This is a genomic window from Sphingopyxis sp. GW821-FHT12F08, assembly GCF_058806755.1.
Genome location: NZ_JBXAQA010000001.1, coordinates 956982 through 982475 on the forward strand (window position 1 = coordinate 956982; position 25494 = coordinate 982475).

33 protein-coding genes are annotated in these 25494 nt (G+C 64.7%); 28 read left to right on the forward strand and 5 right to left on the reverse strand.

The features are described 5' to 3' along the window. Nucleotides 1-6: 6 nt before the first annotated feature. The 9 genes from coaE to AC1RNQ_RS04675 all read left to right on the forward strand — a co-directional run bounded on the left by coaE (nt 7) and on the right by AC1RNQ_RS04675 (nt 6268). Nucleotides 7-630, forward strand: a complete 624-nt coding sequence (gene coaE, locus AC1RNQ_RS04635) for a dephospho-CoA kinase (protein WP_493169305.1) — start codon at nt 7-9, stop codon at nt 628-630. A 19-nt stretch (nt 631-649) separates the two neighbouring features. Then, on the forward strand, nt 650-1348 hold the full coding sequence (gene dnaQ / locus AC1RNQ_RS04640; RefSeq protein WP_493169306.1) for a DNA polymerase III subunit epsilon: 699 nt from the start codon (nt 650-652) through the stop codon (nt 1346-1348). A gap of 46 nt (nt 1349-1394) precedes the next feature. After that, nucleotides 1395-1967 (forward strand): ribosome hibernation-promoting factor, HPF/YfiA family, encoded by a 573-nt coding sequence (gene hpf, locus AC1RNQ_RS04645; protein ID WP_493169308.1) that lies wholly within the window; start codon nt 1395-1397, stop codon nt 1965-1967. 159 nt (nt 1968-2126) lie between these two features. Further along, on the forward strand, nt 2127-2591 hold the full coding sequence (locus tag AC1RNQ_RS04650) for a PTS sugar transporter subunit IIA (protein ID WP_493169309.1): 465 nt from the start codon (nt 2127-2129) through the stop codon (nt 2589-2591). Nucleotides 2592-2660: 69 nt separating this feature from the next. Further along, entirely contained in the window at nt 2661-2999 is a 339-nt protein-coding gene (locus AC1RNQ_RS04655) for a DUF1491 family protein (RefSeq protein WP_493169310.1), read from the forward strand. A 191-nt stretch (nt 3000-3190) separates the two neighbouring features. Then, nucleotides 3191-3853 (forward strand): cell wall hydrolase, encoded by a 663-nt coding sequence (locus AC1RNQ_RS04660; RefSeq protein WP_493169311.1) that lies wholly within the window; start codon nt 3191-3193, stop codon nt 3851-3853. A 197-nt stretch (nt 3854-4050) separates the two neighbouring features. Continuing rightward, nucleotides 4051-4677 carry a DUF4136 domain-containing protein gene (locus AC1RNQ_RS04665; protein WP_493169312.1) on the forward strand — a complete coding sequence of 209 codons (627 nt, stop codon included), beginning with the start codon at nt 4051-4053 and terminating at the stop codon, nt 4675-4677. Then, nucleotides 4674-5795 (forward strand): M14 family metallopeptidase, encoded by a 1122-nt coding sequence (locus tag AC1RNQ_RS04670; protein ID WP_493169313.1) that lies wholly within the window; start codon nt 4674-4676, stop codon nt 5793-5795. The genes AC1RNQ_RS04665 and AC1RNQ_RS04670 overlap by 4 nt, the downstream gene beginning before the upstream one ends. Then, the gene (locus AC1RNQ_RS04675) at nt 5792-6268 is read left to right on the forward strand and encodes a GNAT family N-acetyltransferase (protein ID WP_493169314.1); all 477 of its coding nucleotides are present in this window, start codon (nt 5792-5794) and stop codon (nt 6266-6268) included. Before AC1RNQ_RS04670 ends, AC1RNQ_RS04675 begins: the two co-directional genes overlap by 4 nt. A gap of 271 nt (nt 6269-6539) precedes the next feature. Here the strand turns inward: AC1RNQ_RS04675 and AC1RNQ_RS04680 are convergent, their stop codons facing one another. Then, nucleotides 6540-6995 carry an Hsp20 family protein gene (locus tag AC1RNQ_RS04680; protein ID WP_493169315.1) on the reverse strand — a complete coding sequence of 152 codons (456 nt, stop codon included), beginning with the start codon at nt 6993-6995 and terminating at the stop codon, nt 6540-6542. A 188-nt stretch (nt 6996-7183) separates the two neighbouring features. Here AC1RNQ_RS04680 and gpmA point away from each other — a divergent pair, with 188 nt between their 5' ends. After that, the gene (gene gpmA / locus AC1RNQ_RS04685) at nt 7184-7870 is read left to right on the forward strand and encodes a 2,3-diphosphoglycerate-dependent phosphoglycerate mutase (RefSeq protein WP_493169316.1); all 687 of its coding nucleotides are present in this window, start codon (nt 7184-7186) and stop codon (nt 7868-7870) included. 142 nt (nt 7871-8012) lie between these two features. On the opposite strand, the gene AC1RNQ_RS04690 is transcribed toward gpmA, so the two are convergent. From AC1RNQ_RS04690 to AC1RNQ_RS04700, 3 genes are all read right to left on the reverse strand, one after another. After that, nucleotides 8013-10106, reverse strand: a complete 2094-nt coding sequence (locus AC1RNQ_RS04690; protein ID WP_493169317.1) for a TonB-dependent receptor — start codon at nt 10104-10106, stop codon at nt 8013-8015. A 132-nt stretch (nt 10107-10238) separates the two neighbouring features. Continuing rightward, complete coding sequence (gene dapD / locus AC1RNQ_RS04695) at nt 10239-11081, reverse strand: 2,3,4,5-tetrahydropyridine-2,6-dicarboxylate N-succinyltransferase (protein ID WP_493169318.1); 843 nt, start codon at nt 11079-11081, stop codon at nt 10239-10241. Beyond that, nucleotides 11078-11755 (reverse strand): pyrimidine 5'-nucleotidase, encoded by a 678-nt coding sequence (locus tag AC1RNQ_RS04700; protein WP_493169319.1) that lies wholly within the window; start codon nt 11753-11755, stop codon nt 11078-11080. The genes dapD and AC1RNQ_RS04700 overlap by 4 nt, the downstream gene beginning before the upstream one ends. 149 nt (nt 11756-11904) lie before the next feature. Between AC1RNQ_RS04700 and AC1RNQ_RS04705 the strand changes: the two genes are divergently transcribed. Then, nucleotides 11905-13203, forward strand: coding sequence for a metal-dependent hydrolase family protein (locus AC1RNQ_RS04705; RefSeq protein ID WP_493169320.1), 1299 nt, complete (start codon nt 11905-11907; stop codon nt 13201-13203). Continuing rightward, the gene (locus tag AC1RNQ_RS04710) at nt 13200-14177 is read left to right on the forward strand and encodes a hypothetical protein (RefSeq protein WP_493169321.1); all 978 of its coding nucleotides are present in this window, start codon (nt 13200-13202) and stop codon (nt 14175-14177) included. Before AC1RNQ_RS04705 ends, AC1RNQ_RS04710 begins: the two co-directional genes overlap by 4 nt. Nucleotide 14178: 1 nt before the next feature. Here the strand turns inward: AC1RNQ_RS04710 and AC1RNQ_RS04715 are convergent, their stop codons facing one another. Continuing rightward, complete coding sequence (locus tag AC1RNQ_RS04715; RefSeq protein ID WP_493169322.1) at nt 14179-14676, reverse strand: DNA-deoxyinosine glycosylase; 498 nt, start codon at nt 14674-14676, stop codon at nt 14179-14181. 307 nt (nt 14677-14983) lie between these two features. On the opposite strand from AC1RNQ_RS04715, the gene rpsL reads away from it, so the two are divergent. The 16 genes from rpsL (at nt 14984) to rplN (ending at nt 25493) form a co-directional block, all read left to right on the forward strand. Then, nucleotides 14984-15355, forward strand: coding sequence for a 30S ribosomal protein S12 (gene rpsL / locus AC1RNQ_RS04720; protein ID WP_053555852.1), 372 nt, complete (start codon nt 14984-14986; stop codon nt 15353-15355). 73 nt (nt 15356-15428) lie between these two features. Further along, nucleotides 15429-15899 carry a 30S ribosomal protein S7 gene (rpsG, locus tag AC1RNQ_RS04725; protein WP_037556359.1) on the forward strand — a complete coding sequence of 157 codons (471 nt, stop codon included), beginning with the start codon at nt 15429-15431 and terminating at the stop codon, nt 15897-15899. 110 nt (nt 15900-16009) lie between these two features. Beyond that, entirely contained in the window at nt 16010-18103 is a 2094-nt protein-coding gene (gene fusA, locus AC1RNQ_RS04730; RefSeq protein WP_493169323.1) for an elongation factor G, read from the forward strand. Between the two features lie 117 nt (nt 18104-18220). Then, nucleotides 18221-19414 carry an elongation factor Tu gene (gene tuf / locus AC1RNQ_RS04735; protein ID WP_493169324.1) on the forward strand — a complete coding sequence of 398 codons (1194 nt, stop codon included), beginning with the start codon at nt 18221-18223 and terminating at the stop codon, nt 19412-19414. Between the two features lie 147 nt (nt 19415-19561). Further along, nucleotides 19562-19873 (forward strand): 30S ribosomal protein S10, encoded by a 312-nt coding sequence (rpsJ, locus tag AC1RNQ_RS04740; protein ID WP_003042199.1) that lies wholly within the window; start codon nt 19562-19564, stop codon nt 19871-19873. Nucleotides 19874-20173: 300 nt separating this feature from the next. After that, the gene (rplC, locus tag AC1RNQ_RS04745; RefSeq protein ID WP_493169325.1) at nt 20174-20953 is read left to right on the forward strand and encodes a 50S ribosomal protein L3; all 780 of its coding nucleotides are present in this window, start codon (nt 20174-20176) and stop codon (nt 20951-20953) included. Nucleotides 20954-20955: 2 nt separating this feature from the next. After that, the gene (gene rplD, locus AC1RNQ_RS04750; RefSeq protein ID WP_493169326.1) at nt 20956-21582 is read left to right on the forward strand and encodes a 50S ribosomal protein L4; all 627 of its coding nucleotides are present in this window, start codon (nt 20956-20958) and stop codon (nt 21580-21582) included. Then, on the forward strand, nt 21575-21883 hold the full coding sequence (locus tag AC1RNQ_RS04755) for a 50S ribosomal protein L23 (RefSeq protein WP_058806667.1): 309 nt from the start codon (nt 21575-21577) through the stop codon (nt 21881-21883). Before rplD ends, AC1RNQ_RS04755 begins: the two co-directional genes overlap by 8 nt. A 21-nt stretch (nt 21884-21904) precedes the next feature. Continuing rightward, nucleotides 21905-22741: a 50S ribosomal protein L2 gene (gene rplB / locus AC1RNQ_RS04760; protein ID WP_058806666.1), complete on the forward strand. Its 837-nt coding sequence runs from the start codon at nt 21905-21907 to the stop codon at nt 22739-22741. 3 nt (nt 22742-22744) lie between these two features. Continuing rightward, entirely contained in the window at nt 22745-23020 is a 276-nt protein-coding gene (gene rpsS, locus AC1RNQ_RS04765) for a 30S ribosomal protein S19 (RefSeq protein WP_037556370.1), read from the forward strand. Then, entirely contained in the window at nt 23020-23400 is a 381-nt protein-coding gene (gene rplV / locus AC1RNQ_RS04770; RefSeq protein WP_056341841.1) for a 50S ribosomal protein L22, read from the forward strand. Before rpsS ends, rplV begins: the two co-directional genes overlap by 1 nt. Nucleotide 23401: 1 nt before the next feature. Continuing rightward, nucleotides 23402-24109 (forward strand): 30S ribosomal protein S3, encoded by a 708-nt coding sequence (gene rpsC / locus AC1RNQ_RS04775; RefSeq protein ID WP_077031395.1) that lies wholly within the window; start codon nt 23402-23404, stop codon nt 24107-24109. A gap of 11 nt (nt 24110-24120) precedes the next feature. Then, nucleotides 24121-24552 carry a 50S ribosomal protein L16 gene (gene rplP, locus AC1RNQ_RS04780; RefSeq protein ID WP_493169327.1) on the forward strand — a complete coding sequence of 144 codons (432 nt, stop codon included), beginning with the start codon at nt 24121-24123 and terminating at the stop codon, nt 24550-24552. A 4-nt stretch (nt 24553-24556) separates the two neighbouring features. Then, on the forward strand, nt 24557-24760 hold the full coding sequence (gene rpmC / locus AC1RNQ_RS04785; protein ID WP_077031396.1) for a 50S ribosomal protein L29: 204 nt from the start codon (nt 24557-24559) through the stop codon (nt 24758-24760). A gap of 11 nt (nt 24761-24771) precedes the next feature. Beyond that, complete coding sequence (rpsQ, locus tag AC1RNQ_RS04790; protein ID WP_493169328.1) at nt 24772-25065, forward strand: 30S ribosomal protein S17; 294 nt, start codon at nt 24772-24774, stop codon at nt 25063-25065. 59 nt (nt 25066-25124) lie between these two features. Then, the gene (gene rplN / locus AC1RNQ_RS04795) at nt 25125-25493 is read left to right on the forward strand and encodes a 50S ribosomal protein L14 (RefSeq protein ID WP_011543078.1); all 369 of its coding nucleotides are present in this window, start codon (nt 25125-25127) and stop codon (nt 25491-25493) included. Nucleotide 25494: the final 1 nt, after the last annotated feature.

The following is a 25494-nucleotide window of genomic DNA, read 5'->3' on the forward strand; positions in this document are numbered from 1 at the left end:
CTGGGCATGAGCCATTTCAAGCGCCCCGCCTCGCGGCTCCGCCGCCCCTTCCTGCTCGGGCTCACCGGCTCGATCGGCATGGGCAAGTCGACCGCGGCGAAGATGTTCGAGGCCGAGGGGATCCCGGTGTTCGACGCCGATGCCGAGGTGCACCGGTTGCAGGGCCCCGGCGGCGCGCTCGTCGCGGCGATCGAGGCGCGCTTTCCCGGCACGACCGGCCCCAAAGGCGTCGACCGGCAGAAATTGGGCGCCCAAGTGCTTGGCAACACGCACGAACTCGCCGCTCTGGAAGCCATCGTCCACCCCGCGGTCGGGCGGGCGCAGAAACTTTTCCTCGCCCGGCACCGCGCGCGCGACGTCGTCGTCCTCGACATCCCTTTGCTCTTCGAAAAGGGCGGCTGGCGCCGCGTCGGCGCGATCGCGGTGGTTTCGGCGCCCGCCTGGATGCAACGCAGGCGCGTGATGCGCCGGCCGGGGATGACGCTCGCCAAGCTGCGCGCGATCCGCCGCCTCCAGGTCCCCGACCGCGTCAAGCGCGCGCGCGCCGATTTCGTCATCGAAACGGGCCGCCCCAAAAGCGCGACGCATCGCCAGATTCGCGCCATCGCCTCTTGTTTCCGCACCCGATAGGGTCCAGATTGAGGCTTCGATGCGCGAGATTATCTTCGATACGGAAACCACGGGATTCGATCCCAAGACCGGGGACAGGCTGGTCGAAATCGGGTGCATCGAACTGGTCGACCGCCGCGAAACCGGCCAGAGCTTCCACGCCTATTTCAACCCCGAACGCGACATGCCCGCCGCCGCCGAAGCCGTGCACGGCCTGTCGATCCAGTTCCTCTCGGACAAGCCGCTCTTCGCGACCCGCGTCGACGAATTGCTCGCCTTCCTCGGCGATGCGCCGCTGATCGCGCACAACGCCGCCTTCGACTTCGGTTTCGTCAACGCCGAGCTCGCGCGCGCCGGGCGCCCGGCGCTCGACATGGCGCGCATGCTCTGCACGGTGCAGATGGCGCGCAAGCTTCATCCGGGCGCCAAGCACAGCCTCGACGCGCTCTGCACGCGCTACGGCATCGACCGCAGCCACCGTGTCAAGCATGGCGCTTTGCTCGACGCCGAACTGCTCGCGCATCTCTACATCGAAATGACTGGCGGGCGACAGATCGGGCTCGGCCTTGCCGCCGAGGCGCCCGCGCGCGCGGCGACCAGCGCCCCGACGTTCACACCTAACGCGACGCCGCAGGCATTCCGCGAACCCCGTCCGCATGCCGCAACCCCCGCCGAACTGGCGCGTCATGCAGAGTTCGTTGCCAAGCTGACCCAACCGCTGTGGCACGATAGCCCGTGACGGCGGCTCCGGCCGCCGCCATCGAGACCCTGGAAGGAGAAGAAAAATGGAAATCCGCGTCTCTGGCCACCAGATCGAAACCGGCGAAGCGCTGCAGTCGCACGTCTCGGATCGGATGAACGCGATTGCCGACAAATATTTCTCCCGCGCGATCGGCGCGCACGCAACCTTCGGCAAGGGGCCGCACGACAGTTTCCAGTGCGACATCGTCGCGCATGTGATGCAGGGGCTGGTGCTCAAGGGGCACGGCCAGGCGCAGGACGCGCATGTCGCCTTCGAAGGCGCCGCCGAGCGCATCGAAAAGCAGCTCAGGCGCTACATGCGCCGCCTCAAGGACCGCAACGGGTCGGGGGCGCCGTCGCCGACGGTCGACGAGATCCAGGACAATGCCAGCTACATCGTCTTCGACGCGGGCAGCGAGGAAGAGGATGCCGGCGACGCCCCCGCGATCATTGCCGAAACGCGCGTCGACATCCCGAACAGCAGCGTGTCCGACGCGGTGATGATGCTCGACCTCAGGAACACCAACGCCTTGCTCTTCGTCAACAGCAAGACCGGCGCGCACAATATGGTCTATCGCCGGAGCGACGGGACCATCGGCTGGGTCGAACCGCAATAGGACTGGATTTTCTCCGCCATCCGGCCTAAGGGCCGCGCCCAACGATAGCATCAGGGTACCCGGGGCCGCGATGGCGGGGACCGTCACAACGATATGGATCGCACGCCAATTGGGGCGACCTCGGCGCAGCGCCGGGTTGATTGAGATTTGACCAGACCGATGAACCTTTCTTCCCTTCTCTATCCGGCGACCGTGCGCGCGCACGTCCAGCTCGATTCGAAAAAGGCCCTCTTCCCGTTCGTCGGCGATCTCGCCGCACGCTCGCTCGGGCTCGATTCGGGCGAAGTCAGCGAAGCCCTGCTCGAGCGCGAGCGTCTCGGCTCGACGGGCTTCGGCCGCGGGATCGCGCTGCCGCATGCCAAGATGGCCGATTTGACCGGGGTGCGCGGGCTGTTCCTCCAGCTCGCGCGACCGATCGATTTCCAGGCTGTCGACGGGCTGCCGGTCGACCTGCTGTTCGTCCTGCTCTCGCCGCTCGACGCTGGCGCCGACCATCTGAAGGCGCTCGCAGGGGTCTCGCGCATGCTCCGCAACGAGGCGATCGCCGACCGCCTGCGCGGCGCCAAGAGCGACGAAGCGCTGTACGCGCTGCTCGCCGACAGCGAAACGCGTGACGCGGCCTGAGATTTTTTCCACCGACGTGGAGGCGGTACCGCCTCGTTTCAGCGTAGCTGAAACCGACAACCGACTCTCATGACGCGGCTTACCAGCCGCTTCCTCATCGATTTGCTATGTCGCCGCGCCGAAGCTGCGGGCGGTTTCGCGACGATTCTCGCATCGGGTGACGCGCAATCGGGCGTGATCCTGATCCAGTGTAGCGAGCGCGGTGCCCTCGGCCCGCTGCTCGAACGGCGCTTTTCGATGGCGGGCGATTATGTCTGGGAGGATGTCGGCGCCGCGGCCGGCGACGATGAAACCGCGCGCGCCGCCTATCGCGACCGGCGCAAAAAAGCCGATCCCGACCTCTGGATCGTCGAACTGGATATCGCAGATGCGCCACGACTCGTCGCCGAGTGGGCCGCTTTGGCTTGACATTGTTGCGCTGCACAATAGATGGCGCCCTCAGATTAACGCGTAGGTCGTCCCGCGGGTTGCATCGGCTTCGGTCGAGACGCCCGGTTCAACGGTTCGGACACGCAGTCGGATGACTGCCGCAGACGGGTACAGAAAATAGTCCCCCGCCTGTTTTTCTTGGCCGGTCAGCCGCCCTTTTGACGGATTTTATGAGTCGCATTCTGAACGTCGCCAGCGTGGCTGCCGTCGGCATGACCGTCGCCACCATGCTGGTCATGGCGGAACCCGGTTTCGCCAATGATCTGGCCGCCGATGCCATCACGCCCATTATGAGCCTGCCGAGCGCCGATGCGCCCGAACTGCTCCGCCGGGCGGACCTGTCGACCGAAACCCCGGTCGAAACCCCCAGCATCACCGATGATCAGCCCGCCACCGAGCCGACCCCGGCCCCGGTGAGCGCCGAATCGCTCGCCGCGCTCGTCGCCGCGACGCCGGTTCCCGGCACGCTCGATCCCGAGCTGCGCTGCCTCGCCGGCGCGGTCTATTTCGAATCGCGCGGCGAATCGCTGACCGGCCAGCTCGCGGTCGCGCATGTCGTGATCAACCGCGCCGAATCGGGCCGCTTTCCCAGGAGCCTGTGCGGCGTCGTCCACCAGCCGAGCCAGTTCAGCTTCGTGCGCGGCGGCAAGATGCCCGCGATCCGCGAATCCTCGACTTTGTGGTCGAACGCGGTCGCGATCGCGAAGATCGCACGCGACGGCAGCTGGAAGAACCAGGCGCCCGGCGCACTCTTCTTCCACGCGCGCCACGTCTCGCCCGGCTGGCGCAAGACGCGCATCGCGCAGATCGACAATCACATCTTCTATCGCTGACGATGAAAATCCTCCCCATTCATGGGGAGGTGGCAGCGCGTAGCGCTGACGGAGGGGGTAGGCGTTCTTGCGCAACATTGCGCCGGAACGCGAGCCCCCTCCACCATCCTCCGGATGGTCCCCCTCCCCGCAAACGGCGAGGATCTTCACGCATCCCGTTCATTGCCAAGCCATAATCGCTGGCGCATGATGCGGCCATGAAGCTTCATCACAACGTCGCCCTGCTCGCCGCAGTGGCGCTGGCGCTCGGCGGTTGCGCCACCGCCGTGCCGCCGGTCGAAGTCACGCGGTTCCACAACGCCGTCCCCGGCTGGGCGCCCGGAACCCGCTACGCCATCGCGACCGCGTCGCTCGACGCTTCGGGTTCCGGCGGGCCGGCCGCGGGCACGCCGTCGCTCGAATGGAACAGCTACCGCACAGCGGTCGACCAGCAGCTGCAGCGCCAGGGGCTGGTCGCCGCGGGCTCGGGCGAGCGCGCGCCTTTGCTCGTCCGTATCGACTTCGCGCGCAGCGAACGGGTGAACGGCGGCGGCAATTCGCCGGTGTCGGTGGGCGTCGGCGGCTCGACGGGCGGCTGGCGTTCGGGCGTCGGGCTCGGCGTCGGCTTCAGCTTCGGCGGCGGACCGCGCCGCATCAACGACATCCAGCTCTCGGTGCGCATCGACGATGCCGCCACCGGTAACGCGTTATGGGAAGGCCGCGCCCTCGCGGCGATCCCGGCCAAGGCGCCCGCGGCGCAGCCGTCGCTCGCCGCGGCAAAATTGGCCGAAGCCTTATTCAGGGACTTTCCCGGCGAATCGGGACGCACTATCAGCGTCCCATGACCATCAGCATCGACGCTGCTTTCGACAGCGGCAATATCGTCGTGGAGTCGCTCGCCGGCACCACCGCCCGGCTCTCGATCCGCAAGGATCGCGAATCCGACTTCTTCCAGTGGTTCCACTTCCGCGTCGGCTGCGCCGTCGGCGACGCGCTGGAACTCGGCATCACCGGCCTCGCGTCGTCGGCCTATCCCGACGGCTGGCCCGACTATGCCGTCTGCGCCAGCACCGACCGTGAACATTGGTTCCGCCTCGACACGCGCTACGACCCGGCATTGGACGGCGGCTCGCTGATCGTTCAGCACACCGCCGAAAGCCCGATCCTCTGGGTCGCCTATTTCGCGCCCTATTCGATGGAGCGACACCACGACCTGATCGCCTCGGTCGCCGAATGCGAGGGCGTGACCTATCGCTGCCTTGGCCACAGCCTCGAAGGCCAGCCGATCGACTGCCTCGAAATGGGCAGCGGCGACACTCAGGTGTGGCTCTATGCGCGCCAGCATCCGGGCGAGAGCATGGCCGAATGGTGGATGGAGGGGGCGCTCGAAAAGCTCACCGATCCCGCCGATCCGCACGCGCGCTCGCTGCTCGCCAAGTGCCGCTTTCATATCGTGCCCAACATGAATCCCGACGGCTCGCGCCGCGGCCATCTGCGCACCAATTTCGCGGGGGTGAACCTCAATCGCGAATGGCACGAGCCGACCGCCGAGCGCAGCCCCGAAGTGCTGTGCGTCCGCAATGCAATGGACGAGACCGGGGTCGACTGGGCGATGGACGTCCATGGCGACGAGGCGATTCCCGCGGTGTTCTTCGCGGGCTTCGAGGGCATTCCCTCGCTCAAGCCCGAGCAGATGGACAAATATAAGGCCTTCCAGACCGCGCTCGCCGCCGCGACCCCCGATTTCCAGGTCGATCTCGGCTATGTCGAATCGGCGCCGGGCAAGGCCAATCTGACGATGTCGACGACGCAGCTCGCCGAACGTTATGGCGCGGTGTCGATGACGCTCGAAATGCCCTTCAAGGACAATCGCGACCTCCCCGACCCGGTGCAGGGCTGGTCGCCCGAACGCTCGAAGCTGCTCGCGCACGCCTGCCTCTCGACGCTGGACCAGATGTTGTGAGCTTGGACGGTGGCGGCTGGCATATCGTCGAGGACGATCTGTCGGGCGCCGCTATCCGCGCGCTGCTCGAGCAGCATTTCGCGGGCATGCTCGCCAATTCGCCCGCGGGCAGCTGCCATTTCCTCGATTTCGACGGGCTGCGCGCGGGCGACGTGACCTTCTGGTCGATCCACCGTGACGGCGACCTCGCGGGCTGCGGCGCGCTCAAGATGCTCGATCCCGGCCACGGCGAGATCAAATCGATGCGCACGCACGATGCCTTCCTGCGGCAAGGCGTCGCGGCGCGCATGCTCGACCACATCATCGCCGAAGCGCGCGGTCGCGGTGCCGGGCGGCTCAGCCTCGAAACCGGCTCGAGCCCCGCCTTCGAACCCGCGCTCGCCCTCTATCGGTGCTACGGCTTCGAGGATTGCGAGCCCTTCGCCGACTACAAACCCGACCCCTTCAGCCGCTTCATGATGCGGGTTCTGTAGAAGGGACTCGCACAAAGCCACGAAGCCACAAAGAGGTGTCTGCCGCGAAGCGGCTCACCCCTTCGCCGCTGCATCGATACGCAGAGATGCTGGAGGATGCGACCTGACGGCCCGATCCCCTTTGTGGCTTCGTGGCTCTGTGCGAGTCAAAATGGAGCGCTCTCGCCGCCCGCGCGCCGTTCGATCGGCAGGCCATCGAAACGAAAACGGGGTCCGGAAGGGACTCCGGACCCCGCTCATGGCCCCGAAGGGCTGGGACGATCGGGCCGCGTTACGCGGCCTTCTTGTCCTCGATCACCGGCTGCGCGCCGCCGATCGCGATCTTGTGCGGCTTCATGGCCTCGGGCACTTCGCGCACCAGGTCGATGGCAAGCAGCCCGTCGGACAGGTCGGCCTGTTCGACGCGCACGAAGTCGGCGAGCTGGAAGCGGCGCTCAAAGGCGCGCGTCGCGATACCGCTATAGAGCAGCTGGCGTTCTTCGCCCTCGGCGACGGGTGCCTTGCGGCCGCTGACGGTCAGCATATTCTGCTGCGCGGTGATGTCGATCTCGCCCGCCTTGAAGCCCGCGACCGCGACGGTGATGCGGAAATGGTCGTCGGCGATCTTCTCGATATCGAAGGGCGGATAATTTTCGGCGCCCGAACCGCCGGTCTCGAGGAAATCGAACAACCGGTCGAACCCGACGGTCGAACGGCGATAGGGGGTCCAGTCGAAGCTGTTACGCATGGTCTTTCTTCCTTTGTTTAAAGCGAAGCCAGGGACCGCGGCGGCGCGCCGCGATCGCCACCCGGCCCCGTTGCGGCGGCCGGATGCGGCGAATCTGGTGGCGGTTGAAACCATTTCAAGAGGGGTGTTGGCCTTCTGCGAAAAGCCGCGCTATGGCGCGCGCGATCACCCCTCCGGAAGGACCGAAAATGCCGCAGCTCATCCTCATCCGTCACGGCCAGTCGCAGTGGAATCTCGAGAATCGCTTCACCGGCTGGTGGGACGTCGATGTGACCGAGAAAGGCGCGGCCGAGGCATGGGCCGCGGGCGAGCTGATGAAGGAAAAGGGCATCGCCCCTGATGTGGCCTTCGCTTCGGTCCAGTCGCGCGCGATCAAGACGCTCAACTTGGCGCTCGAGGCGATGGGGCGTTTGTGGCTGCCGGTGACCAAGGACTGGCGCCTCAACGAGCGCCATTACGGCGGGCTTACCGGGCTCGACAAGGCCGAGACCGCGGCGAAGCATGGCGACGAACAGGTCAAGATCTGGCGCCGCAGCTTCGACATCCCGCCGCCGCCGCTGGGCGCCGATTCGCCCTACGACCTCGCGTCGGACCCGCGCTACGCCGGCATCGCCATCCCCAGGGCCGAAAGCCTCAAGGACACGATCGCGCGCGTTTTGCCTTATTATCAGGCGGCGATCGAACCCGAACTGGCGGCCGGGAAGACAGTACTGATCTCGGCCCATGGCAACAGCCTGCGTGCGCTGGTCAAACATCTGTCGGGCATTTCGGACGCCGACATCACGGGGCTCGAAATCCCGACCGGCCAGCCGATCGTCTATGAGCTGAACGACGACCTGACGCCAAGCGATCGTTATTATCTGAGCGAGCGGTAAGAAATCCTCCCCGCTCCGCGGGGAGGGGGACCGCCGCGAAGCGGTGGTGGAAGGGGTTTGCGTTCTCAAGCAGCGTCGCGTCAGGACGCCACCCCCCTTCGTCAGCCCTGCGGGCCGCCACCTCCCCGCAAGTGGGGAGGATTTAGAGCGTTCCCGTCACGGTCAGCTGGAAATATTGCCCGAACTTGCGCTGGCGCGATTCGCTGAACGCGATCGGCCCGTCGCGCCGGTCGACGAACACCGTGCGGTCGAAGCCGTCCTTCATCCCCGCGAGGTTGCGGTACGACAGCTTCAGCGTGAAGCCTGCGACATTCTTGTGCTCGACGAAGGCGGTGACGAAGGGCCCCACCGTATATTCCTTCTCGATTGCGTCGAGCCTGAGCCCCGGGCTGAATCGCTCGTCGAAATAGCCACCGCCCCAGGCGAAATTGCTCCCCGGCACGTCGTGGCGCAGGCTGAGGTCGGCGATATATTCCTGCCCGAAGCTCTGGTCGCGCCACGCGTCGGTCAGCGGGTCGCGCACGCGGTTGCGCCGCCAGGTGACGTCGGCGTTGATCCGCGCGCCCTTCCACCCCAGCGGATCGAGCAGCAAAGTGCCCTTGGTGGTCACGCGATAAAGATGCGCGGGCGGCAGATTACCGCGCCCTTCCTCGGTCGGCGACAGCGGGATCTGATCGACCAGATCCTGCGCATAGCCATAGGCGAAGGCGATGGAGGCGTTCCCCCATTTGCCCATGTCCTGCACGAACTCCAGCTCGCTGCGGTTGACGATCGGCGGCACCAGCCGGCCGTTGCCGCCATTGCCCTGCCCGTTGGCGACGTCGACCGAGCTGGCGAAATCGAAGAAGTCGAGCTGGTCGACGCGGCGCTGGACGAACCAGTTGATCGTCGTCTTCGCACCCACCTTCCACGCCAGCGCGAACTTGCCCTTCGGCCGGATGAAGCTGCGGGTGAGGCCGCCCGGGCCCGACGAGCTGAGCTCGCTATATTCGGCGGCGAGATTGAGCTGCGCGGTCAGGTTCGGCGCCAGCGCGCGGCCCCAGGTCAAGGACGCCTCGCCGCGCTTTTCCTCGACGCTGGTCCTTTCGCCGCCGAAGACGACGGGCAGGAAATCGCCGTCCGGCTGCAGCACCGCATATTCGGCGTCGACGTCTAATATATTGTACGCGCCCTCGAGCGCGACCTGCCAGTCGGTGCCGCCCGCGGTGCGCCAGCTATATTCGCCGCGCAGGATCGCTTCGCCCTCGTCGGCGGTCTGGCTGAAGCGCTCGCCGCTGCGCCCGCCGATCGCGCGGTCAACGACGAAGCTGTCGACGAAGGGGCTGTGCTCGAAACGGTAGAGCGAGATGAGCTTCAGCCGCCCCTTGCCCAGCCCCATCTCGTAATCGCCGCCAAGGTCGAAATTATACTCGTCTTCCTTGAAGCGGAATGCCTCGTCCACCCGCCCCCGGCCCGGCTGCACCGACGTGCCGTCAACGCGCTCGCGCAGATTTTGCAGCTGCCCGCCGAGGTTCAGATTCCATTTGTTGCCGTTCGCCGTGGTGCGCGCGAACGCCGCCGCCAGCCGCGGCCGGTCGCCATCATAAGCGCCGAACTCGTCGCGCACGAAGAGCAGCTCGCCATTGCCGTCGAAGCGCTGCTCGGGGCCCCAATGGCCGTTGCGGTTGGCTTCGTTCTTCAGGCTCAGCGTGACCTGCGTCCCGCCGAGCTTGCCGGTGGTCGAAATCTCGCCGTTCAGCCAATTGTCGTCGATCCGCGGCCGCCATTCGGGCTGCCAGCGGAGCGTCGTCTTGAACCCGCCGGCGGTGCTCGCGCCCGCGACGAGCACGACATTGGCGACCTGCCCGGTCAGCCCCGGGACGTTCAGGCTCGCGCCGTCGACGATGTCGACATAGGCCACTTGGGCCGCGGTGATCCGCGCCAGCGCGGTGCGCGCGTCGGTGGTCTTGCTCGCGATGCGCTCGCCGCCTATCAGCACATTCTCGGTCGCCTGCCCCAGCCCGCGCGCGCCGCCATTGGTGCCGGTGACGATCAGGAAGCCGGGGACCTTCTCGACCATGTCGAGCGCGGTGCGCGGCGCGAAGCGTGCGAAATCGGCGGGGGTGTAGCGCTCGGCGCCGTTCACCGGCGCCGGGATGGTGGGCGGCGTCTCGCCGCTCGGCTCCTGCGCCCACAGGGGCGCGGCCGACGCCAGCAATATCGCCGCGAACGACGTCCGGAAAACAAAGGCCGACATGATTTCCCCTCATCGCGCCGCGATTCGAGATGCAGCCCGTCCCTTATGCGAATAGCTCGCAATAATGAGTTTTCGTTATAATGTCTACCAACCGCCCGCAGCGCTCGACGAGCGGCGTGCGGTGCCCGCGCGTCAGTCGCGCAGCAGCTCGTTGATCCCGGTCTTGGCGCGCGTCCTGGCGTCGACGCGCTTGACGATCACCGCGCAATAGAGCGACGGGCCTGGCGAGCCGTCGGGCAGCGGTTTGCCGGGCAGCGCGCCCGGCACGACCACCGAATAGGCGGGAACCTCGCCGATGAAGACCTCGCCCGTCGCGCGGTCGACGATCTTGGTCGAGGCGCCGAGATAGACGCCCATCGACAGCACCGCGCCCTCGCGCACGATCACGCCCTCGGCGACTTCGGCGCGCGCGCCGATGAAGGCGCCGTCCTCGATCACCACCGGCCCGGCCTGCAGCGGCTCGAGCACGCCGCCGATCCCCGCGCCGCCCGAGAGGTGCACGTTCGCGCCGATCTGCGCGCAGCTGCCCACGGTCGCCCAGGCGTCGACCATCGACCCCTCGCCGACATAGGCGCCGATATTGACGAAGCTCGGCATCAGCACCGCGCCCTTGCTGATGTACGCGCCGCGGCGGACGATCGAGCCGGGCACCGCGCGGAAGCCCGCGTCGCGAAAGCGATTCTCGCCCCAGCCCGCGAATTTCGACGGCACCTTGTCCCACCAGGTCGCGCCGCCGGCGCCGCCGTCGATGATTTCCATGTCGTTGAGGCGGAAGGAGAGCAGCACCGCCTTCTTCAGCCACTGGTTGACCTGCCAGGTGCCGCCGGCGTCGCGCTCGGCGACGCGGTAGCTGCCGTCGTCGAGCCCCGCGAGCGCACTCTCGACCGCGTCGCGCACCGGCCCCTGCGTCGTCAGGCCCAGCGTGTCGCGCGCATCCCAGGCGGCTTCGATCGTCGATTGCAGGTCGCTACTCATGAAATCCCCCAGGGTGTCGGCAAATTATCGAGCCAGTCGGCGATGTCGCTGGCGTGAAAGTCGACATGCTCCGGCAGGTGGTCGCGATGGCCGCTTTCGCTGCCATTGTCCAGCCACACGGTGGTCATTCCCAGCGCCTTCGCCGGGGTCAGATTGCGCGCCATATCCTCGACGAACAGGCTCCGCGCCGGGTCGATGCCGAGGTGATCGACCATCATCCGATAGGCGGCCGGATCGGGCTTGGGCGTATAGCGCGTGATCCGAATGTCGCAGATGCCGTCGAACAGGTCGGCGATTCCGCGCGCGCCCAGCACGCGCGCGGCATAATCGGCATCGGCGTTGGTGAAGATCAGGCGGCGTCCCGGGAGCCGTTCGAGCCCGGCGCGCAGGCGCGGATCGGGCGCGATGCGGTCGAGCGCGATGGCGTGGACATCGACCAGGAAATCCTCGGGCGCGACGTCATGGTGGCGCATCAGCCCGGCCATCGTCGTGCCATGGTCGTGGAAATATTGCTTCTGCACCCGCCGCGCCTCGACCGCGTCGACGTCCAGCAGGCGCATGATGAAGGCGCCCATGCGTTCGTCGATCAGGTCGAACAGTTGCGCCGACGGCGGATAGAGCGTGTTGTCGAGATCGAAGATCCACGTATCGATATCGGCGAGGCGCTGGGGCATGCGGCGGCGCTTACCGGCGGCGCGATGGATGGGCAAGTTGCATACATATGGACCTCCCGTCACCCCGGGCTTGACCCGGGGTCCGCCTTCCCCTTCAAAACAGACAGACCCCGGATCAAGTCCGGGGTGACGAAAAAGGGGACGCCAAAATGAAACCGACGACTTTCCTCCCGCTCCTTCTCCTCGGCACCGCGCTCGCCACGCCCGCTGCTGCGCAGACCGCGCGCACCGTGATCCACGCCGGCCACCTGCTCGCCGAACCCGGCAAGCCCGCCAAAGGCGCCGCGACGATCGTCGTCGAAGGCGGAAAGATCGTATCGATCGCCGACGGCCACCAGCCCGCCGAACCCGGCGCGACGCTGATCGACCTCAAGGACAAATATGTCCTCCCCGGCCTGATCGACAGCCATGTCCATTTGACCAGCGACGCCGGCGGCATCGCCGGCCAGCTCGAGGAAGTGACGCTCAGCCCCGCGGCGCAGGCCTTCAATGCCGAGGTCAACGGGATGAAGACCCTGCGCGCGGGCTTCACCACGGTGCGCAACCTCGGCGATGGCGACGGCGCGACGCTGGCGCTGCGCGACGCGATCGCCGCGGGCAAGGTGCAGGGACCGCGCATCGTCGACGCCGGCAACAGCATCTCGGGCAGCGCCGGCCATATGGACGGCTCGCTCGGCTATCGCGACGAGCTCCGCCCCTTCTTCGCGGGCGCGGGCAACACCTGCAACGGCGCCGACGATTGTCGCCGCGCGGTGCGGCTGCAGATCGGGCGCGGCGCCGACGTGATCAAATTCGCCTCGACCGGCGGGGTCAACAGCCGCATCGGCGCAGGGCTCGGCAAGCAGATGTTCGACGACGAGGCGCAGGCGATCGTCGACACCGCGCATCTCTTCGGCAAGAAGGTCGCGGTCCACGCGCATGGCGCCGACGGCATTCGGCTGGCCATCTCGGCCGGCGCCGATTCGATCGAGCACGGCACGATCCTCGACGAAGCGACGATCGCGGCTTGGGCGAAGTCGAAGACCTATTATGTCCCGACGCTCTCGACCGTGAACGGCTATAAGGAGCGCATCGCCGCGAATGCGAACGCCTATGAACCCGACGTGCTCGCCAAGATCAAATGGCGGATCGAGATCACCGGAAAAAGCCTCGAGCAACTCGTCCCGCGCGGGGTGCGTATCGCGTTCGGCACCGACGCCGGCGTGTCGAAGCACGGCCGCAACGGCGACGAGTTCGAACTGATGGTCCAGCACGGCATGACCCCGGTCGAGGCGCTCAAGGCCGCGACGGTCAACGCCGCCGACCTCCTCGGCCTGTCGAATGAGATCGGTACGATCGCACCGGGCAAGAGCGCCGACATCATCGCGGTGGCGCGCGACCCGATCGCCGACGTGACGGTGCTCAAGACGGTCGATTTCGTGATGGCACGCGGCGAAGTGGTCGAATGACCGGTTCAACGATAGAGCCAGCTAGCGAGCGGGGCGATGATAGAAGCGCAACGGACCTCACGCAAAATTACTACAATCAACATAGAAATGTAATGATATTTTCGTTGCTTCTGATGTTTATTGACGTGTCAGGAGCGACGTTGAAGGATTCAGTTGATAGTACAATAGGAGGCGGATTATCATTCTCCGGATCATTAGACATATCTCTAATTTTTCTTTTTTTGTTATGGTATTCTTATCTCTATTTCGTCGCAGAGTGGTTTTGGCAGGCGAAGCCGCAATATGAGCTTGGCGTGAATGAGCTTAAGGCGCTTTCACTGCGAATAGAGCACGAGATTTCGCCTTTGCGAAATCAAGTAGCGCAGAGCTCTACCGAGTTCCGTCAAGCTTTAAGTGAGATGCAACAGCTGTCGAATTTGCAGCCAGGAGAAGCGCTAAGCTCTGCAGAAGACAAAGCCATGAGCATTCTGAACAGTGTTGAAATTCAAATATCTAACATAAACGGCATGATAGATAGGGCATTTATTCATCTTCCTCGCGGCTACGTCGTAGAACATAATGGATCGTTTCAAAAATCTACAGAGCAATTTAGCAAAGAAGATTTAGAAGCTGACTTTCAACACATCATTGGTGAATTTGGTATCATAAAGAATGAGATTTCCAGAATAGAAGCTGACGCAAAATGGGTTCAAACCGAACAGAATACCGTTCTTGATATGTTCAAAAAAAGAGCAAAGGCTTCGACTTCGGACTTCGATAGGATTGTTTCTAATCTCTCCGACATAGCAGAAAAATACGATTGCCTAGGATTTCCCAAGAAAATTCGAAACCGATCGAAGACCACCAATATATTGTCCAAAATTCTTTCATGGGGTTTCGGATTCTGGATCCCAACATTGCTACTAGTTTTTGCAATGTCGGTGCATTTGATTGCTCCTCTAAGGATGGCTTTGGCAAGTTTGGTTGTCGAATAGGTCACTTGAGGGCGGACTTTAGACGCATCCAATTGCTCAATTTCGTTTGCCATTGGCTCGTATTCGCCGCGCTGCTCGACGGCAGGTCGACGAGCTCGACCCCCTCCGACACCGGCAACTGCCGCCGCCCGATCGCCGCCGCCTTACCGCCATTGAAGGCGATCATTCGCAAATCGGGCAGCGTTGCGACCAGCGCCGCCAGATCCTGCGCTTCCACCTCGCGAATCTCGCTGTCGCTGCTCGACCGCCGCTCGGCGGTGCGGATCACGTCCCACAGGCCGACCTTCGCCTCGCGCAAGGCTGCCAGCCGGTCCGCATAGTCCATCTCCGCCAGCGGCCGGTCGATCACTTCCCCCAGCAGCCGCCAGAACTGGTTCGTCGGATGCGCATAATAGCGCTGCTCGGCGAGCGAACGCGCGCCGGGCAGGCTGCCGAGGATCAGCAGCCTTGTGTCGACATGCACGTGCGGGGCGAAACTGGCGTGGCGGACGGGCGGCATGGCCCGACCGATAGCCCGTCCCGCCCAGCGCAACAATCTTGCTCACCCCTTGACCGCCGGGGGAATCACCGCTAGGGGCGCGCTCGACCGAAAAGGGCGGTTTGCTGCCTCTTTCAGTTGCAACAGCGCTTGAACATTGCTGGCGCGGATGGAGCCTCCGGGGATCAATTGCGATCGACCGGGGTCTTTTGCTGTTACAGGGTCGCCCGTTTTCCGCGGTTTTCCGCGGGGTTCGGACCGATGCTTCGTCCACCGCAGTACAGTAACCGTTCGCTTTGATGGGCGGACATTTAAAGGTGAAGCATTCATGCCCACGATCAACCAGCTGGTCCGCAAGGGCCGGACTCCCCAGAAGGTGAAGTCCAAGGTCCCGGCGATGGAGGCAAACCCGCAGAAGCGTGGCGTTTGCACCCGTGTCTACACGACGACCCCGAAAAAGCCGAACTCGGCGCTCCGCAAGGTTGCGAAGGTCCGCCTGACCAACAGCCGCGAAGTCATCACCTACATCCCCGGCGAAGGCCACAACCTCCAGGAGCACAGCGTCGTGCTGATCCGTGGCGGTCGTGTCCGCGATCTTCCCGGTGTGCGTTACCACGTCCTGCGCGGCGTGCTCGATACGCAGGGTGTGAAGGACCGCAAGCAGAGCCGTTCGAAATACGGTGCGAAGCGTCCGAAGTAAGGACCGCTTTTTCGGCTATTTGATCATCCCGGGACGCCTTGGCGCCGGGATGCTGTTGTAAAAGGAATTACCTATGGCTCGTCGTCGTCGTCCTGAACGCCGCGAAATCCTGCCCGATCCCCGTTTCGGGGATGTCGTGCTGTCGAAATTCATGAACAGCGTCATGCTGGACGGGAAGAAGTCGGTCGCCGAAAGCATCGTTTATGGTGCTCTGGAATCCGTCGAAGCCCGCGCCAAGAAGGAACCCATCGGCGTGTTCCACGAAGCGCTGGCGAACATCCGCCCGAACATCGAAGTCCGCAGCCGCCGCGTCGGCGGTGCGACCTACCAGGTCCCCGTCGAAGTCCGTCCCGACCGTGCGCAGGCGCTCGCGATCCGCTGGCTGATCACCGCTGCGCGCAACCGCAGCGAGACCACGATGGCCGCGCGCCTGTCGGGCGAACTGCTCGACGCGTCGAACAACCGTGGCAACGCGGTCAAGAAGCGCGAAGACACGCACCGCATGGCCGAAGCCAACCGCGCCTTCTCGCACTACCGCTGGTAACCGGCTGCGGGACGCCGCCGCCTTCGTCGCGGCGCGTCTCGCAATCGTAACAATCCTTCCTATATCGGGGGTGGCTCCAAAGGCCTCCCCCAAAATCCAAGGAAAAGACCATGGCACGCAGCCATCCGCTCGCACATTATCGCAACTTTGGGATCATGGCGCACATCGACGCCGGCAAGACCACGACGACCGAGCGCATCCTTTACTACACCGGCAAGTCCTACAAGATCGGCGAAGTCCATGACGGCGCCGCGACGATGGACTGGATGGAGCAGGAACAGGAACGCGGCATCACGATCACGTCTGCGGCCACGACCTGTCTTTGGAAGGCTGACGAAGGTCAGGGTCCCGAGCATCGCCTGAACATCATCGACACCCCCGGCCACGTCGACTTCACCATCGAAGTCGAGCGCAGCTTGCGCGTCCTCGACGGCGCGATCACCGCGTTCGACGGCGTTGCCGGCGTCGAGCCGCAGTCGGAAACCGTGTGGCGCCAGGCGGACAAGTACAAGGTTCCGCGGATGTGCTTCGTCAACAAGCTCGACCGCACCGGCGCCGATTTCTATTATTGCGTCCAGACGATCGTCGATCGCCTGGGTGCGACCCCGGCCGTCCTCTATCTGCCCATCGGCGCCGAAGGCGACTTCAAGGGCCTCGTCGACCTCGTCAACGAGCGTGCGATCATCTGGAAGGACGAAAGCCTCGGCGCCGAATTCTTCTATGAGGAAATCCCCGCCGACCTCGTCGACAAGGCCGCCGAGTATCGCGAAAAGCTCGTCGAGCTCGCCGTCGAACAGGATGACGACGCGATGGAAGCCTATCTCGAAGGCACCGTCCCCGAGGTTCCCCAGCTCAAGGCGCTGATCCGCAAGGGCACGCTGGCGCAGGCCTTCGTTCCGGTTCTCTGCGGCTCGGCGTTCAAGAACAAGGGCGTCCAGACCTTGCTCGACGCGGTCGTCGATTACCTGCCTTCGCCGCTCGACATCCCCGACGTCCAGGGCATCAACCCCGACAACGACCAGCCCGATTCGCGGGAGACGTCGGACGCGGCGCCGCTGTCGCTGCTCGCCTTCAAGATCATGAACGACCCGTTCGTCGGCTCGCTCACCTTCGCGCGCATCTATTCGGGGACCCTCAACAAGGGCACCTACCTGAACTCGGTGAAGGACAAGAAGGAAAAGGTCGGCCGTATGCTGCTGATGCATGCGAACAGCCGCGAAGACATCGACGAAGCCTATGCGGGCGACATCGTCGCGCTCGCCGGCCTCAAGGAAACCACCACCGGGGACACGCTCTGCGCGACGGGCGCGCCGATCATCCTCGAGCGGATGGAATTCCCCGAGCCGGTCATCGAGCTGTCGGTGGAACCGAAGACCAAGGCCGACCAGGAACGCATGGGCATCGCGCTCAACCGCCTGGCCGCCGAGGATCCCTCGTTCCGCGTGTCGACCGACCATGAATCGGGCCAGACGATCATCAAGGGCATGGGCGAGCTTCACCTCGACATCCTCGTCGATCGCATGAAGCGCGAGTTCAAGGTCGAGGCGAACGTCGGCGCGCCGCAGGTGGCGTACCGCGAATCGCTCGCGCGTCCGGTCGACGTCGACTATACCCACAAGAAGCAGTCGGGCGGCTCGGGCCAGTTCGGCCGCGTCAAGGTCAGCGTCGCTCCCGGCGAACGCGGCTCGGGCATCACCTTCATCGACGAGATCAAGGGCGGCAACATCCCGCGCGAATATATCCCGTCGGTCGAAAAGGGCATGCGCGAGTCGGCCGAGAATGGTCACATGATCGGCTTCCCGATCATCGACTTCGAAATCAAGCTCACCGACGGCGCCTACCATGACGTCGACTCGTCGGCGCTGGCGTTCGAAATCGCGGGCCGTGCGGCGATGCGCGAAGTGGCGGCCAAGGCCGGCATCAAGCTGCTCGAGCCGGTGATGAAGGTCGAGGTCGTGACCCCCGAGGAGTTCATGGGCGACGTGATCGGCGATCTCAACAGCCGTCGCGGCCAGATCCAGGGCACCGACAGCCGGGGCATCGCCCAGGTCGTCGAGGCGATCGTGCCGCTGGCGAACATGTTCGGCTATGTGAATCAGCTGCGCAGCTTCAGCCAGGGGCGCGCCAGCTACTCGATGCAATTCTCGCATTACGAGGAAGTGCCGACCAACGTCGCCGAAGAAGTGAAGGCCAAGATGGCCTGACGGGTTCAGGCCGCGCGGACTTGCGCCGCGCGGCAAGACCCTCTAAGGGCGGCGCCTGATTCAGCAGGCCCGTCCGGACTGAACAAACGAAACACCTAAGAAGAAGGTTCTTAAATCATGGCCAAGGCTAAATTTGAGCGGACGAAGCCGCACTGCAACATCGGCACCATCGGTCACGTCGACCATGGCAAGACCTCGCTGACCGCAGCGATCACCAAGGTGCTGGCCGAAAACGTCGCGGGTAACGCCGCCGTCGACTTCGCCAACATCGACAAGGCGCCCGAAGAGCGCGAGCGCGGCATCACCATTTCGACCGCTCACGTCGAATATGAAACCAACGGCCGCCACTATGCGCACGTCGATTGCCCGGGCCACGCCGACTATGTGAAGAACATGATCACCGGTGCCGCCCAGATGGACGGCGCGATCCTCGTTGTGTCGGCCGCTGACGGCCCGATGCCGCAGACCAAGGAGCACATCCTGCTCGCGAAGCAGGTCGGCGTTCCGACCATGGTCGTCTTCCTCAACAAGGTCGACCAGCTGGACGATCCCGAACTGCTCGAACTCGTTGAGCTCGAAATCCGCGAAGAACTTTCGAAGCGCGACTTCGACGGCGACAATATTCCGATCATCCCGGGTTCGGCTCTCGCCGCTCTCGAAGGCCGCGACGACGCCATCGGCAAGGACGCGATCCTGAAGCTGATGGAAGCCGTCGACGCCTGGATCCCGCAGCCGGAACGTCCGCTCGACAAGCCCTTCCTGATGCCGATCGAAGACGTGTTCTCGATCTCGGGTCGCGGCACGGTTGTGACCGGCCGTATCGAAACCGGCATCGTCAAGGTTGGTGAAGAAGTCGAGATCGTCGGCATCAAGGACACCAAGAAGACCGTCGTGACCGGCGTCGAAATGTTCCGCAAGCTGCTCGACCAGGGCCAGGCCGGCGATAACGTCGGTGCGCTGATCCGCGGCGTCGGCCGTGAAGAAGTCGAGCGTGGCCAGGTTCTCTGCAAGCCCGGCTCGATCAAGCCGCACACCGAGTTCACCTCGGAAGTGTACGTCCTGTCGAAGGACGAAGGCGGCCGTCACACGCCGTTCTTCGCCAACTATCGTCCGCAGTTCTACTTCCGCACCACGGACGTCACCGGCGAGGTCATCCTCCCCGAGGGCACCGAGATGGTCATGCCGGGCGACAACGTCCAGCTGTCGGTCAAGCTGATCGCTCCGATCGCCATGGACCCGGGTCTGCGCTTCGCGATTCGCGAAGGTGGCCGCACCGTCGGTGCAGGGGTTGTCGCGACGATCACAAAGTAATATAGGGCCGCGAGCCGCGCGATTCGGACCGATTCGCGCGGCTCGTAGCTTAAAGGTTTTTGATGGCCGAACCGGCTTCCATGAGGGGGCCGGTACAGGCCATTTCGGCTCTTTCGCATCGTTAGACGGGATTCGACTGGAAAAGTCATGGAAACGCAGAATATTCGCATTCGCCTGAAGGCCTTTGATCACCGCGTGCTCGATCAGGCCACCACCGACATCGCCGACACGGCGCGTCGTACCGGAGCGCTTATTCGCGGCCCGATCCCGCTTCCGACGCGTATTGAAAAATTCACCGTGAACCGCGGCCCGCATGTCGACAAGAAGTCGCGCGAGCAGTTCGAGGTGCGTACCCACAAGCGGCTGCTCGACATCGTGCAGCCCACCCCGCAGACGGTCGATGCACTGATGAAGCTCGACCTCGCCGCGGGCGTGAACGTCGAAATCAAGCTGGCTTAAGGCCAGCACCGCCCCGGTGAAGACCGGGGTCTCTATCGGCGGCCTCTTCGGAGACCGCATTGTCCGGAGCGATCCGGACCGACGATAGGGTGGATACCGCCGGACCGCTTCTTTCGGAAGCATCATGGTCCGGGCTGCGTCCCCCGTCTCGCCGCTTCTCCCCCGGGATGGCGGCACCTCAGCCCGGACGGGGCGATGCATCGAAATCATGGGTTGGGAGGGTTCCGTCGAGGCTTGCCTCATCGGGTCCCGCAAGCCGTGCGGAATAGTCCGCCCGGCCTCTGTTGAGGAGTATTGATCATGCGGACTGGCGTGATCGCGAAGAAAATGGGGATGACCCGCCTGTTTCAGGACGACGGCCGCCACGTGCCCGTCACCGTCCTGAGCCTCGAAGGCTGCCAGGTCATTTCCGTGCGCGAACAAGAACGTGACGGCTATGTCGCCGTCCAGCTCGGTGCCGGCTCGGCGAAGGCGAAGAACGTCGCCAAGCCGCAGCGCGGCGCCTTCGGCAAGGCCGAAGTCGAACCCAAGGCGAAGGTCGTCGAATTCCGCGTCGCCGACGACGCGACGCTCGACGTCGGCGCCGAACTGTCGGCCGACCATTTCGTCGCCGGCCAGATCGTCGACATCCAGGGCGTCACGCAGGGCAAGGGTTTTGCCGGTGCGATGAAGCGCTGGGGTTTCGGAGGCATGCGCGCCACGCACGGCGTGTCGATCAGCCACCGTGCCCATGGTTCGACGGGTAACCGCCAGGATCCGGGCCGCGTCTTCAAGAACAAGAAGATGGCCGGCCACATGGGCGCGCGCAACCGCACCCAGCAGAATCTCGAAATCGTCCGCACCGACGCCGAGCGCGGCCTTCTCTTCGTCAAGGGCTCGGTCCCTGGCTCGAAGGGCGGCTGGCTGATGGTCCGCGATGCGGTCAAGCTGCCGCGCCACCCCGAGGCCCCCTATCCGGCGGGCATCAAGAGCGCGGCCAACAGCAACCAGGAAGCCCCGGCAGACGCGCCGGTCGAAACGCCGGTCGAAGAGATCGTCGTCACCGACACCGCGGCCACCGACGGCGCGCAGGAGTCCTGATCATGAAGGTCAAGGTACAGACCATCGACGGCAAGGCCGGCAGCGACATCGACCTCAACGACGACGTCTTCGGCGTCGATCCGCGCGCCGACATCCTGCACCGCGTCGTCTCGTGGCAGCTCGAAAAGCGCCGCGGTCCGGCTCGCGCCGCCCGCGAACGCAGCGACGTGTCGCGCACCGGCAAGAAGTTCGGTCGCCAGAAGGGCGGCGGTACCGCGCGTCACGGCGATCGCAGGGCGCCGATCTTCATCGGCGGCGGCAAGGCGCACGGTCCCCGGGCCCGCACCTTCGGCCACTCGCTGAACAAGAAGATCCGCGCGCTCGGCCTCAAGATGGCACTCAGCGACAAGGCGAAGGGCGGCAAGATCGTCGTTCTCGACACGCTCGAGCTCAAGGATGCCAAGACCAAGGCGCTCGCCGGCAAGCTCGGCAAGCTCGAACTCGGCAACCGCGCGCTCTTCATCGACGGCGATGCGGTCCACGAAAGCTTCGCCATGGCGTCGGCCAACCTGATCGGCATCGACTCGATGCCGGCGGCGGGTGCCAACGTCTATGACATCATCCGTGCCGACACGCTGGTCCTGACCCGCGCGGCGGTCGAAAAGCTGGAGGCCCGTTTCCATGGCTAAGGCAAAAACTGTCGACGCGCGTCACTATGACGTGATCCTCGCTCCGGTGATCACCGAAAAGTCGACCCTGCTCAGCGAGAATAACGCGGTGGTGTTCAAGGTCGCGAACGACGCGACCAAGCCCGCCATCAAGGCCGCCGTCGAGGCGCTGTTCGATGTCAAGGTGATCGGCGTGAACACGCTCGTCACCAAGGGCAAGACCAAGCGCTGGAAGGGCAAGCCCTACACCCGCAGCGACGTGAAGAAGGCGATCGTCCGCCTGGCCGAAGGCCAGTCGATCGACGTCACCACCGGCGTCTGATTGTAGGAAAAGGCAAAGAAAATGGCACTTAAGTCCTATAATCCGACCAGCCCCGCGCAGCGCGGCCTGATCCTCGTCGACAAATCGTCGCTGTGGAAGGGCAAGCCCGTCAAGGCGCTGACCGAAGGCAAGCGCAAGACCGGCGGCCGCAACAACAAGGGTCATGTGACCTCGCGCGGCATCGCCGGCGGCCACAAGCAGAAGTACCGCTTCATCGACTTCAAGCGTCGCAAGTGGGACATGCCGGCCACCGTGGAGCGTCTGGAATACGACCCCAACCGCACCGCCTTCATCGCGCTGGTGAAGTACGAAGACGGTGAGCAGACCTATATCCTGGCGCCGCAGCGCCTGGCGGTCGGCGACACCGTCGTCGCGGGCAAGAAGACCGACGTGAAGCCGGGCAATGCGATGGAATTGTCGCAGATGCCGGTCGGCACGATCGTCCACAATATCGAGATGAAGCCGGGCAAGGGCGGCCAGATCGCCCGTTCGGCCGGCACCTATGCGCAGGTCGTCGGTCGTGACCGCGGCCTCGTGATCGTGCGTCTCGGTTCGGGCGAACAGCGTTATATCCGCGGCGAGTGCATGGGCACGGTCGGTGCGGTGTCGAACCCCGACAACCAGAACACCAACCTGGGCAAGGCCGGCCGCAACCGCTGGCTCGGCAAGCGTCCGCTGACCCGCGGCGTCGCCAAGAACCCGGTCGATCACCCGCACGGCGGCGGCGAAGGCCGCACCTCGGGCGGCCGCCACCCGGTCACTCCGTGGGGCAAGCCGACCAAGGGCGCCCGTACCCGTCACAATAAGTCGACCGACAAGATGATCATCCGGTCGCGTCACGCGAAGAAGAAGAGGTAAGCCATGGCTCGCTCGGTCTGGAAGGGTCCTTTCGTGGACCTTCATCTCCTCAAGAAAGCCGAAACGGCCCAGGACGGCGGCAGCTCTGCCCCGATCAAGACCTGGTCGCGCCGGTCCACCATCCTGCCGCAGTTCGTCGGGCTGACCTTCAACGTCTACAACGGCCGCAAGTTCGTGCCGGTGTCGGTGAACGAAGACATGGTCGGCATGAAGCTGGGTGAATTTGCGCCGACGCGCTTCTTCCCCGGGCACGCGGCCGACAAGAAGGGCAAACGCTAATGGGCAAGGCCAAATCCCCCCGCCGCGTTGCGGATAACGAGGCGCTGTCGGTCGGCACGCAGATTCGCGGCTCGGCGCAGAAGCTGAACCTCGTCGCCGCGCTGATCCGCGGCCGCAAGGTCGAAGACGCGATGAACGTCCTCGCTTTCTCGAAGAAGGCGATGGCCGTCGACGTGCGCAAGGTTCTCGCCAGCGCCGTCGCCAACGCCGAAAACAACCACAATCTCGACGTCGATGCCCTGGTCATCCAGGAAGCCAGCGTCGGCAAGTCGATCTCGATGAAGCGCTGGCACGCACGCGGCCGCGGCAAGTCGACCCGGATCGTCAAGCCGTTCAGCCGCATCCGCATCGTCGTGCGCGAACAGGAAGAAGAGGCGTAACATGGGCCAGAAGAGCAATCCGATCGGCCTGCGCCTGCAGGTCAACCGCACCTGGGACAGCCGCTGGTTCGCCGAAGGGCAGGACTATGGCCGCATGCTCGTTGAGGATCTGAAGATCCGCAACTTCATCTTCAAGACGCTGCCGCAGGCCGCGATCTCGAAGGTGGTGATCGAGCGTCCGGCGAAGCTGTGCCGCGTGTCGATCTATGCCGCCCGCCCGGGCGTCATCATCGGCAAGAAGGGCGCCGACATCGAAAAGCTGCGCAAGCAGCTCGGCGAACTGACCGGCAGCGACGTGTCGCTGAACATCGTCGAGATCCGCAAGCCCGAAGTCGACGCCAAGCTCGTCGGCCAGGGCATTGCCGACCAGCTCGAGCGCCGCGTGGCCTTCCGCCGGGCGATGAAGCGCGCGGTGCAGTCGGCGATGCGTCTCGGCGCCGAGGGCATCCGCATCAACTGCGCCGGCCGTCTGGGCGGCGCGGAAATCGCGCGCACCGAATGGTATCGCGAAGGCCGCGTGCCGCTGCACACGCTTCGCGCCAACGTCGACTATGCCGAAGCGACCGCGCACACCGCCTATGGCGTGTGCGGGATCAAGGTGTGGATCTTCAAGGGTGAAATCCTGGGTCACGACCCGATGGCGACCGATCGCATCATGCTCGACGCGCAGACGTCGGGCGTGCGCCCGGCGCGCGATGATCGCCGCTAAGGACTGCTGACATGCTGCAACCGAAAAAAACCAAGTTCCGCAAGGCGTTCAAAGGCCGCATCCACGGCAACGCCAAGGGCGGCACCGCGCTGAACTTCGGCTCCTACGGGCTGAAGGCGCTGGAACCCGAGCGCATCACCGCGCGCCAGATCGAAGCGGCCCGCCGCGCGATCAGCCGTGCGATCAAGCGCCAGGGCCGTTTGTGGATCCGCATCTTCCCCGACGTCCCCGTGTCGTCGAAGCCGGCCGAAGTCCGCATGGGCAAGGGCAAGGGTTCGCCGGAATTCTGGGCCGCGCGCGTGAAGCCGGGCCGCATCCTGTTCGAACTCGACGGCGTTCCGGGCCCCGTGGCCGCGCTGGCGTTCGAACGCGCCGCGATGAAGCTGCCGATCAAGACGAAGGTTATCGCCCGTCTCGGCGACACCTCGCATCTGGAGGGTTAAGGACATGGCCAAGACCGAAGATTTCAAGGCCAAGACCGACGACCAGCTCGCCGTTGATCTTGGCGAACTGAAGCGTGAGGCGTTCAACCTCCGCTTCCAGGCGGCTACCGGCCAGCTGGAAAAGCCCTCGCGCGTCAAGGAAGTGCGGCGCTCGATCGCCCGCATCAAGACGCAGCAGACCGAGCGTTCGCGCTCGGCCGCGAAGTAAGGAGACTATCGATGCCGAAGCGCATATTGACCGGCACCGTGGTGTCCGACAAGGGCGACAAGACCGTCGTGGTGAAAGTGGAGCGCAAGGTGAAGCACCCGCTCTACGGCAAGATCATCCGTCGTTCGAAGAAGTATCACGCCCATGATGAGGACAACGCCATCAAGGCCGGCGAAACCGTCCGCATCGAGGAAACGAAGCCGATTTCGAAGCTGAAGACGTGGCGCGTGCTCGACAAGGTCGACACCCACAGCAAGCCCAAGAGCGCTGCCGCTCCGGCTGCTGCCGCCCCGGCCGAAGGCTGACACCAGTTCACGGAACCGCCGGGGCATCCCGGTAGGCCAAACAAGAAGGAAATGCATCGATGATTCAGATGCAGTCACAATTGGAAGTCGCCGACAACAGCGGCGCCAAGCGCGTCCAGTGCATCAAGGTGCTGGGCGGGTCGAAGCGCCGTACTGCCGGCGTGGGCGACGTCATCGTCGTGTCGATCAAGGAAGCCCAGCCGCGCGGCAAGGTGAAGAAGGGTGACGTGCATCGCGCCGTCATCGTCCGCACCGCCAAGGATGTGCGCCGCGCCGACGGTTCGGTGATCCGTTTCGACAGCAACGCTGCCGTGCTCGTCAACAAGAACGAGGAGCCGATCGGCACCCGTATCTTCGGCCCCGTCGTGCGCGAACTGCGCGGTCGCGGCTATATGAAGATCATCAGCCTGGCGCCGGAGGTGCTCTGAC

Excerpts from the sequence above, each read along its gene's own strand:
- AC1RNQ_RS04660 (WP_493169311.1), top strand. The coding sequence starts at position 3,191 with ATGAGTCGCATTCTGAACGTCGCCAGCGTGGCTGCCGTCGGCATGACC.
- AC1RNQ_RS04665 (WP_493169312.1), top strand. The coding sequence starts at position 4,051 with ATGAAGCTTCATCACAACGTCGCCCTGCTCGCCGCAGTGGCGCTGGCG.
- AC1RNQ_RS04690 (WP_493169317.1), bottom strand. The coding sequence starts at position 10,106 with ATGTCGGCCTTTGTTTTCCGGACGTCGTTCGCGGCGATATTGCTGGCG.
- AC1RNQ_RS04670 (WP_493169313.1), top strand. The coding sequence starts at position 4,674 with ATGACCATCAGCATCGACGCTGCTTTCGACAGCGGCAATATCGTCGTG.
- rpsL (WP_053555852.1), top strand. The coding sequence starts at position 14,984 with ATGCCCACGATCAACCAGCTGGTCCGCAAGGGCCGGACTCCCCAGAAG.
- rpsG (WP_037556359.1), top strand. The coding sequence starts at position 15,429 with ATGGCTCGTCGTCGTCGTCCTGAACGCCGCGAAATCCTGCCCGATCCC.
- AC1RNQ_RS04710 (WP_493169321.1), top strand. The coding sequence starts at position 13,200 with ATGACCGGTTCAACGATAGAGCCAGCTAGCGAGCGGGGCGATGATAGA.
- AC1RNQ_RS04650 (WP_493169309.1), top strand. The coding sequence starts at position 2,127 with ATGAACCTTTCTTCCCTTCTCTATCCGGCGACCGTGCGCGCGCACGTC.
- rplC (WP_493169325.1), top strand. The coding sequence starts at position 20,174 with ATGCGGACTGGCGTGATCGCGAAGAAAATGGGGATGACCCGCCTGTTT.
- rpsQ (WP_493169328.1), top strand. The coding sequence starts at position 24,772 with ATGCCGAAGCGCATATTGACCGGCACCGTGGTGTCCGACAAGGGCGAC.
- AC1RNQ_RS04705 (WP_493169320.1), top strand. The coding sequence starts at position 11,905 with ATGAAACCGACGACTTTCCTCCCGCTCCTTCTCCTCGGCACCGCGCTC.
- rplN (WP_011543078.1), top strand. The coding sequence starts at position 25,125 with ATGATTCAGATGCAGTCACAATTGGAAGTCGCCGACAACAGCGGCGCC.
- rpsC (WP_077031395.1), top strand. The coding sequence starts at position 23,402 with ATGGGCCAGAAGAGCAATCCGATCGGCCTGCGCCTGCAGGTCAACCGC.
- hpf (WP_493169308.1), top strand. The coding sequence starts at position 1,395 with ATGGAAATCCGCGTCTCTGGCCACCAGATCGAAACCGGCGAAGCGCTG.
- rpmC (WP_077031396.1), top strand. The coding sequence starts at position 24,557 with ATGGCCAAGACCGAAGATTTCAAGGCCAAGACCGACGACCAGCTCGCC.
- rpsS (WP_037556370.1), top strand. The coding sequence starts at position 22,745 with ATGGCTCGCTCGGTCTGGAAGGGTCCTTTCGTGGACCTTCATCTCCTC.
- AC1RNQ_RS04655 (WP_493169310.1), top strand. The coding sequence starts at position 2,661 with ATGACGCGGCTTACCAGCCGCTTCCTCATCGATTTGCTATGTCGCCGC.
- rplV (WP_056341841.1), top strand. The coding sequence starts at position 23,020 with ATGGGCAAGGCCAAATCCCCCCGCCGCGTTGCGGATAACGAGGCGCTG.
- AC1RNQ_RS04700 (WP_493169319.1), bottom strand. The coding sequence starts at position 11,755 with ATGCCCCAGCGCCTCGCCGATATCGATACGTGGATCTTCGATCTCGAC.
- AC1RNQ_RS04715 (WP_493169322.1), bottom strand. The coding sequence starts at position 14,676 with ATGCCGCCCGTCCGCCACGCCAGTTTCGCCCCGCACGTGCATGTCGAC.
- rplB (WP_058806666.1), top strand. The coding sequence starts at position 21,905 with ATGGCACTTAAGTCCTATAATCCGACCAGCCCCGCGCAGCGCGGCCTG.
- dnaQ (WP_493169306.1), top strand. The coding sequence starts at position 650 with ATGCGCGAGATTATCTTCGATACGGAAACCACGGGATTCGATCCCAAG.
- gpmA (WP_493169316.1), top strand. The coding sequence starts at position 7,184 with ATGCCGCAGCTCATCCTCATCCGTCACGGCCAGTCGCAGTGGAATCTC.
- rplP (WP_493169327.1), top strand. The coding sequence starts at position 24,121 with ATGCTGCAACCGAAAAAAACCAAGTTCCGCAAGGCGTTCAAAGGCCGC.
- coaE (WP_493169305.1), top strand. The coding sequence starts at position 7 with ATGAGCCATTTCAAGCGCCCCGCCTCGCGGCTCCGCCGCCCCTTCCTG.
- tuf (WP_493169324.1), top strand. The coding sequence starts at position 18,221 with ATGGCCAAGGCTAAATTTGAGCGGACGAAGCCGCACTGCAACATCGGC.
- rplD (WP_493169326.1), top strand. The coding sequence starts at position 20,956 with ATGAAGGTCAAGGTACAGACCATCGACGGCAAGGCCGGCAGCGACATC.
- fusA (WP_493169323.1), top strand. The coding sequence starts at position 16,010 with ATGGCACGCAGCCATCCGCTCGCACATTATCGCAACTTTGGGATCATG.
- AC1RNQ_RS04755 (WP_058806667.1), top strand. The coding sequence starts at position 21,575 with ATGGCTAAGGCAAAAACTGTCGACGCGCGTCACTATGACGTGATCCTC.
- rpsJ (WP_003042199.1), top strand. The coding sequence starts at position 19,562 with ATGGAAACGCAGAATATTCGCATTCGCCTGAAGGCCTTTGATCACCGC.
- AC1RNQ_RS04680 (WP_493169315.1), bottom strand. The coding sequence starts at position 6,995 with ATGCGTAACAGCTTCGACTGGACCCCCTATCGCCGTTCGACCGTCGGG.
- dapD (WP_493169318.1), bottom strand. The coding sequence starts at position 11,081 with ATGAGTAGCGACCTGCAATCGACGATCGAAGCCGCCTGGGATGCGCGC.